Source organism: Nocardia sputorum (assembly GCF_027924405.1).
Lineage (GTDB): Bacteria > Actinomycetota > Actinomycetes > Mycobacteriales > Mycobacteriaceae > Nocardia > Nocardia sputorum.
This window is the reverse complement of sequence record NZ_AP026978.1, coordinates 4,450,919-4,462,512: the sequence shown is the minus strand read 5'-3', so window position 1 is coordinate 4,462,512 and position 11,594 is coordinate 4,450,919. Positions and strand designations below refer to the sequence as shown.

9 protein-coding genes are annotated in these 11,594 nt (G+C 65.0%); 5 read left to right on the top strand and 4 right to left on the bottom strand.

Annotated features, from left to right (window positions below; genetic code table 11):
* The 4 genes from QMG86_RS20060 (at position 1) to QMG86_RS20045 (ending at position 4,685) form a co-directional block, all read left to right on the top strand.
* Positions 1-2,082, top strand: coding sequence for a phage tail protein (locus QMG86_RS20060; RefSeq protein ID WP_281874019.1), 2,082 nt, complete (start codon positions 1-3; stop codon positions 2,080-2,082).
* Between the two features lie 32 nt (positions 2,083-2,114).
* Positions 2,115-2,933 carry a hypothetical protein gene (locus QMG86_RS20055; protein WP_281874018.1) on the top strand — a complete coding sequence of 273 codons (819 nt, stop codon included), beginning with the start codon at positions 2,115-2,117 and terminating at the stop codon, positions 2,931-2,933.
* 39 nt (positions 2,934-2,972) lie between these two features.
* Positions 2,973-3,695: a hypothetical protein gene (locus QMG86_RS20050; protein ID WP_281874016.1), complete on the top strand. Its 723-nt coding sequence runs from the start codon at positions 2,973-2,975 to the stop codon at positions 3,693-3,695.
* Between the two features lie 381 nt (positions 3,696-4,076).
* A complete protein-coding gene (locus QMG86_RS20045) occupies positions 4,077-4,685 on the top strand; it encodes a hypothetical protein (protein ID WP_281874015.1) in 609 nt (202 codons plus the stop codon).
* Between the two features lie 220 nt (positions 4,686-4,905).
* Here QMG86_RS20045 and QMG86_RS20040 read toward each other — a convergent pair whose 3' ends face one another.
* The 3 genes from QMG86_RS20040 to QMG86_RS20030 all read right to left on the bottom strand — a co-directional run bounded on the left by QMG86_RS20040 (position 4,906) and on the right by QMG86_RS20030 (position 6,363).
* Complete coding sequence (locus QMG86_RS20040) at positions 4,906-5,235, bottom strand: transposase (RefSeq protein WP_281874013.1); 330 nt, start codon at positions 5,233-5,235, stop codon at positions 4,906-4,908.
* 9 nt (positions 5,236-5,244) lie between these two features.
* A complete protein-coding gene (locus QMG86_RS20035) occupies positions 5,245-5,616 on the bottom strand; it encodes a hypothetical protein (RefSeq protein WP_281874011.1) in 372 nt (123 codons plus the stop codon).
* 180 nt (positions 5,617-5,796) lie between these two features.
* Complete coding sequence (locus QMG86_RS20030; RefSeq protein ID WP_281874010.1) at positions 5,797-6,363, bottom strand: site-specific integrase; 567 nt, start codon at positions 6,361-6,363, stop codon at positions 5,797-5,799.
* 578 nt (positions 6,364-6,941) lie between these two features.
* Here QMG86_RS20030 and QMG86_RS20025 point away from each other — a divergent pair.
* Positions 6,942-10,958 carry a DUF8371 domain-containing protein gene (locus QMG86_RS20025; protein ID WP_281874008.1) on the top strand — a complete coding sequence of 1,339 codons (4,017 nt, stop codon included), beginning with the start codon at positions 6,942-6,944 and terminating at the stop codon, positions 10,956-10,958.
* A 345-nt stretch (positions 10,959-11,303) separates the two neighbouring features.
* Here QMG86_RS20025 and QMG86_RS20020 read toward each other — a convergent pair whose 3' ends face one another.
* Complete coding sequence (locus QMG86_RS20020) at positions 11,304-11,495, bottom strand: hypothetical protein (protein WP_281874006.1); 192 nt, start codon at positions 11,493-11,495, stop codon at positions 11,304-11,306.
* Between the last annotated feature and the right edge of the window lie 99 nt (positions 11,496-11,594).

The following is an 11,594-nucleotide window of genomic DNA, read 5'->3' as shown; positions in this document are numbered from 1 at the left end:
ATGAGCGAACCCACTTTCGTTCATCTCAACCGCGACAACGTGTGGCGCGACTTTCACCGACGCGGCCTGGATCCCACCCAGACCACGCTTCGGCTCGCCACATTGCCGGCGGCGACCACACCACCCCCAACCGGGCCCCCCTCTGGCCCAGACGCGTCGGCCGGGCTCGCCGTCGGCCCGGACGGAACGATCTTCTTCACCGACGGACACACCATCGGTCGCGTCGACGGCTGCGACGGATCCTCGGAAGCATTCAGCTGTGTCGGCGGCGAGGGATCAGAACCGACCGAGCTGCGCGGACCCACCGGCCTGCTGGTACACCGCAACCGGGGCGCGCTGATCGTGGCCGACACCGGCAACGACCGGATCCAACTGTTCGACCTGCGCACCCACCAACTGCTCGACGTGTGGGACGGGTTCGACCGGCCCTCGGGCTTGGCCGCCGATCCGGCAGGCCGGATCTATGTCGCCGAGCATGGGCGGGTTCGGCAGCTCACCGCGGGCGGGGCGGAAAATCGCGCATTCGCCGACACACTGGCTGCCGAGGCGGTCCTGCGGGACCCGGTCGCCATCGCCGTCCGGCCGGGACCGGAGATATGCGTCCTCGACCGGAGCCGTCGCGCGCTGCTCGTCCTCGACCCGGCCGGGCACCTGCTCACGGAGCACAACCTCGACCTCACCGACGACCCGCTCGGGCTAGCGGCAACGTCGGACGCCTTCTACATCGGTGCGGGCGGTTCGGTCGTCACATTCGATCGCAACGGTACCCGACTGGGGATCGCGGCCGGTTGGTCCGCTCCGGTCGCGGCGCTGGCCCTGGACGGGCGCGGCGGGCTCATCGTCCATCCCGGCGGGTCCGGACCGCCGGTCCGGTTGGCGCTGCACGGGGCGTTCGTCCGGCACGGCATCGCCTGGGGTGGACCCTTCGGCGGCTTCACCGACCGCCCGAAGACCTGGCACCGCCTCGTCACGACGATGGTCACGCTGCCCGCCGATGCCCACGTGCAGTTCTTCGTGCACACCACCAACGACCCAGCAAGCGAACCCGCGGTCGAGGAGACCGCAGCGGACCCATTCCCTGCGCCCGCCTGGTCGCCCGGGCCACCCGAACTGGGAGAATTCCTGATCGACCGGCCCGCGACGAGGTTCGCCTGGGTCGGCATACGATTCACCGGCGACGGAACCAGCACAGCCGAACTGCAGCAGATCCGCCTTGAGTTCGACCATGCGGGATACCTGCAGCACCTGCCCGCAATCTACCGCGACGAGCAGCCCCACACGTTCCTGCGGCGCTACCTCGCGCTCGTTGAAAGCCTATTTGGGGAGGTGCAGGACGCGACGACAGGCCTATCCCGGCTGTTGGACCCGGCCGTGGCGGAGCCGTTCCTCACCACGCTGGCGCGTTGGCTCGCCGTCGACCGGGCGCCGCAGTGGGACACCGGCGCGCTGCGCGAGGCGGTCACCCACTCCTACGCCGAGTCCGCGCACCGTGGCACCCCCGCCGGGCTGCGCCAAGCATTGCGCCGCCACACCGGTGTCGACGCCTGGATCGAGGAGCCGATCGTCACCGGCGCCTGGTGGGCACTGGCCGCGGGGGAAACGAGCCCGGCGGCCGAGCGGGAGACCTCGGTCCTGGGCGTCACGACCATGCTCGCCGCCGCCGAACCCCAAGGTGCGGTGCTCGGGTCGACCGCCACCGTCGACCGCTCCCACCTGATCGACAACGCGGAGTACGGAATGCCGCTGTTCGACACCGTCGCCCACCGCTTCACCGTGCGCCTCTACCAAGGCGCGAACTACAGCGCGGAGCGTGCAGCAGCGGTCGAGGCGCTCCTGGAGCGAGAACGACCGGCACACACCGACTACGTGATCTGCCGGGTCGATCCCGGCCTCGCGGTCGGGACGGCACGGGTCGGGATCGACACCGTGATCGGCGGCGACGCACCCCCCGCCCGGCTGGACGGCGAGGCGGTGCTCGGTGCCGGCTTCGTCCTTGGCGGCGCGCCGCCGGGAAGGATCGGAGAGTCCTCGCAGCTCGGTGTGACGACACTCCTCGGCTCGGGTTCACTGCGGGACCACTGACGACACGCCACAAGACACGATCAGGAGGAGCCATGAACGGAACACCCGCAACGGCGCAACGGACGGGGCTCACGGCGCCCCGGCGCAACCGTTTCTTCCACGGCAAGATGATGGACGTTCACCACTTCGAGATGGAGACGGCCTACGGCATTGGGATGCGGCGGCTGCTGAACCGGCTGGTCACCGGCAGTGGTGTCGTGTGCGGTCTCGACGTGGTCCCAAGCAGTGGCTGCGCGGTCGAGATCACCTCCGGGGTGGCGATCGATCGCTGGGGACGCGAGATCGTCATCCCGACCCGCACCCCACCGATCCCGATCCCGCCCGCGCTCATCGACCGCGTGTGCGGGCAACAGGAGATCATCCCTACGGAAGAGGACCGCCGCGACAAGCCCCCGCCCGCTCACACCGACGACGAGTACGAGCCGACCGCCTGCGTCACGGTGGTGCTCTGCTACCACGAATGCGAGACGGACCCGGTCGCGGTGCTCGCCGGGGACTGCTCGACCTCAACCCCGTGCGCCCCAGGCGCGATCCGCGAGCAGTACCGGATCGAATTCGAGCCGGGCGCGGCAGACCCCATCGAGCTGAGCTGCCGATTCCCCGACGTCCTCGCCCACGGGGAACTCGACTACGCGGCACTGGCGAAATGGATCACCCGCGACTGCCCGAACCCGCCCCGCAACCCCTGCATCCCGCTGGCGAACATCCACCTGAACTGCCGCGACGACGCCTGCGACATCGACGACGTCGACATCACGATCCGCCCGATCGTGTTCGGCAACGACATCCTCATCGACATCCTGACCCGGATCGTCGAGGAGGAACGCGCGGGCAGCCACGACCGGCGGTAACCGAAGGTGCGAGATCCCCACACCCCGACAGGAGCAAGCATGCAACACCAGACAACACCACTGGAACGTCCCCGGTACTTTCCGCGGCAACTCATGACCCCCGACGATCTCACACTGGAGGCGGAGTACTTTCGCAACCGACTGCGGCGGCACAATATCTATCTCCACGGCTGGGGCGTCGTGTGCGGAGCGCTGGTATGCCCTGTTCGCACCATCGAAGGCAGCGACCCGACACCATGGGTCGTGCAGGTGCAGCCCGGATACATCCTCGGTCCATTCGGCGACGAAATCGTCATCGAGCGGCCCTATGAGGTGTCTTTGCACGCCGGTACGGCCGGGCACACCGACGAGTTCGCCGACCCGTGGTGCACGGAAACCTACGCAGAAAAGCCAGACGGCCCACGCTATATTGCGGTTCGTTACCGGGAGATACCGACACGACCAGTCCGAGCCCAGCCCGCCGGCTGCGGATGCGACGAAACCCAGTGCGAGTACTCGCGTTACCGGGACGGCTACGAGATCGGCGTCCTCGACGCCTGCCCGACCTCACACAAGGGGGACCCAGACGCGGCATCCGGCAACCCCACCTGCCCCACCATCCCGGACAGCCCCTGGGTGGTGCTCGCCGAAGTAAGCGTCGACGACGACGGGGCGATCACGACAATCAAGAACTGCGCGTGCCGACGGATTGTCACGTCGGCCCGGGATAGCTGGACACACTGCACCTCGGCGGAATCCGATTATCCGCAGCCGCCCGCATAACCCGCACCGGGGGATCGGCGATGACATAATCTCGCAGTCGACCATAAATTGCCGTCGCCTCCAAGGAAGGGAATCGGCACCCCGTGCAATTGTCTGCTGCGCCGCCAGCCATCGGAACGGCGGAATTTCCGAGATTGAGTCTTCCAACCAGTAGAAGCAGTCTGGAGCATTGAAATGGCGCACCTCACACACGTCCCGGCCCGTAGTACCTCGGAACCGAGCACTCGGAAGGCCGCGTACCAGGCGCAGACGATCAGACAGTCGCCAATCGCGATGCTAAAAGCAACTCGCGGTAACCAGGCGACACTGCACATACTCGACGGCACCGCGGAACCGAAGGGGGCCACACCTCCACTTTGGCACACGACGAGTCCCGCCCTAGTGCTGCGGCAAACGGCCGTGCCCGCCGGCGGAGGCGCAAACGGTCGCGATCCGTGCCTGGATTTGTTGCAGGCTATCGTCTACTGGCTCGATGAGGTCGCCAAGCGCTTCAGGGATGCTCAGGAAGATGAAAACGAGCTGTTCAAATTTCACCGCCACCGTAACGAGGCGCACCATAAACACGGTTCATGGGACGGGCACCGCGATAGGTATTACAAGGACCAACGCGAGTTGCGTCGCAAACTATCGGAATGGGACGACAGTTGCGGACCGTTCCGCCTGTCTGAACTGCAGCGCGAAGATTTACGAGAGGCACAAGAATTCGGCGGGAAAGACTACCCGACCAAACCAGTACGCACCATGCGCGAGGCTGAGGAATCTGAGCAGGAATCCATCTGGGACAAGCTACGCAAGCCACTGCCAGATTGGGTGGTGAACGCCCTCATCGCACTGGGGGCGCTTGCTTTGGCAGTTGTGCTGGTGGTTGCCTTCGCTACGGGAGCCGGAGAAATCGCCGCAGCGGTAGCCGGGGTGGGATTGGTGCTCGGACTGGCCATCAGGTCCGCAATGCGTGCCGCCGGAGTACGCGACACGTCGAACGAAGCCTGATCGTGGCCCGGCCACAAGCGGCCGCACCTGGTTTGCCGAAACCCGTTTGGCGCAAGCGCTACAACCCGGCCGGCCGTAGCCAAGTTGGCACGGGAGCAGCTCACGCGGGAGATCCCGTCGTTGTGTCCGGCGTGGCGCAGAGTGCGGCTGACGGCGCGGTCGGTCGCTGTGACGGTTGCGGACAGGTGGCGCGGACAGACCGACCCACAGCCCGAGCACGTCACGGGCACCGTCGAGACCGATGCCGCCAGCGACGTCGATCGGGCGTGAGGCGACCTGGCCATCGCGGATCTCGACGCCGGATACAGTCGATCACCACCACCGCGTACACGCGATCCATGGACTGCCATTCGGCTAGCTCGGCGGCCACTGCGTCGGTGAGCTTCGAGATCGTCTTCCTCGAGACATCTGCACCGTAGAGCTCGGCGAGGTGATCGCGGATCTCGCCGGTGGTCAAGCCCTTGGCGCACAAACTGATCACGGCCTCGTCAAAACCGCTGACACGGCGGCCGTGCTTGGGCACGATCCGCGGCTCGAACTGACCAGCCACCGGGGAACATCAAGGGGGCCGGGCCGATATCGGTGTGCACGGTTTTGCGGCTGGTGCCATTGCGGTGGTTGTCGCCACCGGCCTCGGCCGCCGCAGCCCGGTCACCCTGGCATACCCGAGATGCTCGGTCGTCTCCGCATCCAGGGCAGCCTGGATGACGTTGCGGGTGACTGCCGTCAGCAGCCCGTTCGTCGGTTCGGTTTCGATATCCCAGTAGTGCGCGACGATCACCACTTTGGCGGGGAGCCCCTTGTTGATCTCCCGGGCGATTCGGGTCGGTGACCAGCCGTCGACGTGGTGATGCGCCAACACCTGTGCGACCAACTGAGGGTCGCGGCGACGGGACGGGTCGCGTGCGCACGGCAGCACTGCCAAGTCCATGAACTTCCGGTCGCCGCGCTGCTGTGTAGGAGGGCGTGGGTGGCGTTGCCGGTGATGCTGACGGCGGCCGCCGCAGCGAGCACGGTCCAGAAGAAGGCGTGCGCACGCGGCTTCCGCGCGCGGTGAGTGCAGGCTGTGCGGGGTGCACGCTGTTGAGGGTGGGTGGATCGATGGTCTCGGTCATGGACGGTCCTTGTGCGACGTGGTCAGCATGCGGACGACAGATGTGCGCTCGGCTGGTGTGTGGGCACGAGTGGGTGCGGTTCGCCGGTGAGCACGGACAGGGCGGCGGCGACTTCCTGAGGTGGGACTTGACGTACGTAGCGGTCGCGCCAGCGGTTTTGCCTTGGTGTGCGGCGTATTCGCGGCGACGGCGCAGTTGAAGGTGCGCGCCACCCAGGTGAAGGTGGTGTGGCGCAGCCAGTGCATGCTGATGCCTTGGGCGGCGACCCAGGGCAAGGTGTCGCCGATGCGGTTCCAGAGGTAGTCGAAACGCCGTGCGGTGAAGGGTGTTCCGTTGCGGTAGCGCATTAGTTGCCCCGACCGCAGGCTATTGCGTTGGGTGGCGTGATCGAGCAGGTGCTGCATCAGGGTTGGGCAGACTGATTGCCAGCGGTCGGTGCCGTCCTTCTCTCGCAGGTAGAGACTGTCGGCACGGCGCGCCGTCCGGGCCGTCGGCAGCGGCCCGTGGATGAGTTCCTGCAGCGGGGACTGGGGCGGGATGACGGCCGGATCATCGGCGATCACTCCCGCCAGCAAACTTTTCCGAGCGGTCGGATGTGTCGTGGTCTGGCAGATGTGCCAGGAATCGGTGCAGGTCAGATCGTGTTTTCACTGGTCGGCCTGCGCGTGTGCGAGTGCACTCCAACACGCGGCACGAAAAAGTGTCACGAACGACGGGAATCTGTGCGCGAGAGGGGACTTGCGCACAGAATCCCGACAGAGCTGACACCAAAGGGTGCTGGAGTGACGTCTAATCTAGTTCGCTAATCGTTGGCAGTCAACCCGGTTTTCGCGTAACTCCTTGCAGAGAAGGACTTTCGAGCAGTCAGGCCAGTTAGCTGTCTGAGTGGATGGTTCTGGTGGCTCTCTCTGCGTGCGCCGATCTCCGACTTCGTGTGACATCGGTTCCACCTACAGCCGCTTCCGTATTGCACAGACCCGAGCTGATAGAGGCACACCCGCAGCGTGATGTGCATTTTCGCTCTCCGTCATCGTTTGGGCATCACCATGACTTCGGACTTGTTCGTCTAGGCTGCCAGCGTCGTAGCGCATCCTGAAGAATTCCTGCCGCTGGCCGGTGCGGCGGCACGTGAGGAGTTGGCGTGAGTGGATTGGTATCTCGTTGGGTAGCTTCGGTGGACAGTGATATCCCGCGTACCGAGCACGGTCTTGTGGATTCGAGGACGCTGGCCCGCGACTGGTACAATGGTGATCGACCCGAGCGGGCCGAAGACCTTGTCGGTACGCACAGGTCGTATGTGCTGCTCGCGCCGGGTGGAGCAGGCAAGTCCACACTGATCGAGGATTTGAAGGTCCGCGAGCCTGATAGCCGGTCGGTCGACCTTAAGTTGGAAGGTCGACAGGCTCTCATCAATTTGGTGAACTCGCTGTCGTCCCGCGATGTTGCTCCGTCCGGCGGTCCGAGCGGCAGTGTCTTCATTGATGCTGTAGACGAAGCGCTCCAGACCGATCCCGACATCGGTTATGTCCTGATCAGGGTTCTGAGTCGTCCTGAAGCCAAGCAGCTGTCGTGGCGGCTGGCTTGTCGCCCCGCGTCGTGGACGGTTGATTTGGCGGACGGGCTGCGGACGGCACTATCCGGTTTCGAGCGGCTGGAGCTTCTTCCCTTGAGCGTGGCGGGGATCGGCGAGCTGGCCGGCTCGGATACCGACGGGTTCTTGAAGGCGGTCGCGGAGGCTCGTCTCACACGTCTGCTCGCCTACCCTCTATCGGCAGGAAACCTGCTGAGGCAGTGGCGGGAATCCGGTGAGCTTCCCGCCAGCCGGTCCGAGGCGATGGGGCACGCCGTCGCCGACAGGCTGACCGAGACCAGTATCACTCGCCAGCCCGGCAAGGTCGACGATTACCGCCGACGTCTCGTAGCCGAGCGCTTGGCGGCGATATCGATGTTCTGCGGTGTCAGCAACTTCGCGCTCCGGCCAGCCACAGGGCCGCTCCCCAGCTCGGGGCAGACCATCACCGCCGCGAGTTCTCAAACGCCGGTTCTCGCGGTGAACGCTGTGCCGACCCAGACAGAACCCGCCCTGTCCGGGACGTTGCTCACTGTCGATGATGTGCGCGAAGTGCTCGATACCGCATTGTTTACGGCGGGGGTGCCAGGCACGGTGATCTTCGTTCACCAGTCCTACTCGGAGTATCTTGCGGCGCATTATCTTATGCGCCGCGGTGTTATTGGACAGCGACTGGTGTCGCTGCTGGGGGCCGATGTCAATGGTCTGGTTCCCGGTCCGATGATCGAGGTGCTCGGCTGGCTTCTCGCTTCGGGAGCGCCGGTTCCTGACACGTTGCTCGCCGACAACGCCAAATATTTGCTGAGCACGACCGGTGTGGAACTGGTCAGCGATCGGATTCGTCGGCGCCTCGTCGAGGCACTACTGCACGGAGCGGCGTCCGGCACGATCGACGAAGGCTGGCAAATCGACACCTCTGTGCTGGGTCACCCCGAACTGGCCGCCCAGCTCCACGAGGCCGCGGCAGACGTATCGAATCATTGGGTCGCCTTCTGGGTTTGTCGTATCGCCCGTCAGTGCGTTGTGCGCGAGTCCGCCGACGATCTACTCGAAATCGCCGTTGGTTCGACTTGGCCCGATCCCATGCGAGCCGAAGCTGTGAAGGCGTTCGCCGCGGTCGCGCCACACGAGCGGATGGCGGAGTTGGTGCCGCTGCTGGAGCTGAGCTCCGACGAGGATCCTCACGACGAGATTCTCGCAGCGGTGCTGCGAGCGGTGCTGCCTGATGCGGTGGAGTTCGGTCTCATTCGAAAGGCGTTTAGGCCCCGTCGCACACGGAACTACATCGGTGGCTATCACCGGCTACTGGGCGAATTGGCCGAGCTCGTCCCCAGCCAGGGTGTCGTCCCCGCGTTGATCCATGCAGTGAACCACCGGCCCGAGTGGACCGACTCCGCTTTCGACCAGCTGATCGGCGGCTTGCTGCACCGTGCGTGGGTGATGAGAGATTCAGCGATCGCCGCAGAAATCGGCGCGGCGCTGGGCAATGGGCGACTGCCCAGACGGCACATGCTCGACACCGAACGTCTGCTCCCATGGCAGAGCGACGACGATCCGGATCTACGTCGCGTGATGGCCGCTACCGCATTGGTAACCAACGAGCACGCCTTCGTCGCTGTCCTCGACCTGAACTTGCTCACACCTGCGGACATCGAGTGGCTCATCGATTGGATGACAACGGCGCCACCCGAAACACTCGCCCCCGCACGAGTGACACTGCGAAGTCTGCTGTGGAGTCCTCCGCTCAGATCGGCAGACAGCCTTCCCGCTACCGACGAGGACCATCCAGCGCATGCCGAACTCGAAAGATACCGCCAGCACCAGGAGATCTCCTCACAGCAACTACCCGAGCAGAGTAGCCAGCCCGAGGTCGAGGTCGAGGTCGAGGAGGACCCTTCACCGACGGCGCCAGAACTCGAAACAGTACTGCGTAATGCCATCACGCGCGCAGGCGACGACCTTGGCGAGTGGTGGAATATTGTCCTCGCGCTCGCCGGTGATTGGCGCACAGACCCGGAAGTGCTCACACACTGGGACCTGACGAGCGGACCGATGTGGTCCATCCTGGCAATCGAGGAGCAGCAAGCACTCCTACGGCTCGGGATGGATTATCTCGCAGTCAGACAGCCCGACGTCGGCCGCTGGGCGGGCCGTAAACAGTTCAGCGTCGATGACGCGGTGCCCGATTGGGCCGGAGTATTCCTGCTCGCGACGCTGGCCGAACATCACCCGAACCTTCTGGCCGAGGTCGAGCCGGCTACGTGGACGGTCTGGGCGCCGGTGCTCACTGTGACCTTCCCCTACACGGGCACCACCAATTGGCATCGCGGGATCCGAGACGCGGCGCCGCAGGCGGGCCGCGAGGCGATCGATGCAGCGCTGCGCGAGCAGGTGCAGAAGGCGGACGGATTCTCCTTCGCTCACCACCCGCTGGCCGACTTCGCCGATCCCAGCCTTATCGCGGTCGTCGAACAGGTGGCGCGCGACACCGACGGCTCCGCAGCTCGTCGCGACGAGGCTTTCGAAGTGCTTGTTGAACACGCGCCTGATACGGCCCTCGATGTCGCACACTCAGCATTGGACGAAGACACTGCCCCTGCCTCAGCCCTCGCCGTCCTCGCGAGGCTGGCACCTGACGAGTTGGTGACGACATGGAACGCGCGGGGTCACCTCGACCCTGTGGAGCCTATGGGCGACGTCGATCCCGCCCGTCTGTCCGACGAATCACTCATCACACTGACCCGCATGCTTCTCGACGAGTTCCCCTTCGCCGAGGACCCACCCCAAACCATCGACTTCACCGAAAGCACTCCGCAATCGGCAGCGCGTCGACTGCGTATGTCCCTGCTGCAAACGATGGCCGGGCGTGGCATGGCTCCTCTCCTGGCCGCGCTCGCGCTCGACCGCCCAGCACCAGATCTCGAGTTGATTCGGCACCTGTTGCAGGAGGCTCGCATTCGTGAGGCGCTGGCGAGCTGGCGACCGGTGCAGCCCGGGATGCTCATGGGCTTGTTGACAAGCGGTGACGCTCGATTGGTTCGCGACAGCGCCGGACTGCTCACCGTTCTGCTCGAACAACTCGACCGAATCCAACACGACATCCGCGAACGCGGCACCTTTCGAAGCCTGTGGGACGGAGACCCTGGTACCGCAGGCGCGAAACCGAAGGGCGAGGACACTATCTCCGACTGGTTGGCCGAGCAACTGTCACTGCGGCTTCAACCCCACATTGTTGTAGACCGCGAGATACAGGTGACTCGCCGCAAACCCAAAGGCGTCGGCACCCGGATCGACCTCACCGCTACATCCGGGGGCGCTCCTGTCGGGCGGGTCGCCTTCGAAGCCAAACTCGTCACCAACACTTCATTGCTGACCGCGATCGATGATCAACTCGTCGGCCAGTACATGGACTCGGCTCTGTTCACTCACGGCATCTACATCATCTACTGGACCGCAACCAAATTCAGGAGATCAAAGAAACATCCCGACGCCGATGCACTTGCCGAACAACTCCGCACCCAGGCAAGGCGTCATATTCCGAGACGACATGTCGAGGTCGTTGTCTTCGACATCGGCCCGAAAACCTGAGAAAAGCATCCGCGTCGCGCCCTCGTAGAAGTGGATCAAGTAGACATCACGGTCGCCGCGGCACTCTCCCGCCTCTGACCCGAAGCCGTCGCACCCACCATCAGCGGCTCAACTCTTCGGGCAACGCTTCGGCGAACTTCTCGGCTTCGTCCGGGACGGCGGCACCGTCCTGGTCCCACCCTATGGACTGGCTCGCCCTCAACCTCGACGATCTCCTGTGCCTTGTGCGGTTGTTGACAGGAAGGGGCGGCGGGTCGAGTTCGTCACCCTATTTCTCGTACGCCGTCACTGATTGAAGGTGGACATAATCTTGCTGGGCCGCGCGGCGGTTGGGCCGCGGGGCGGTCAGAGTAGGGCACAGGCGGTGAGGAGCGCGAGCAGCAGGGTGAGGGTGCTGCCGAAGCCGATGGCGCCAGCGCGGATGGCGGCGGGCACGGTGGCGCCGTCGGCGTGGGCCAGGTGCCCGGTGGCGTAGCCGGTGATGATCGCCAGCAGGACGAATCCGGCGAGGATCAAGATCTTGGTGGAGATCGGCATGGGGGTTCCGTTCGCTGTCGTAGTGGGCGGTACGGGAACCAGTGCAGTCGATCGGTGGTGACAGAGCACAGCATGATCGCGGGTAAAGTGCTCGTATGC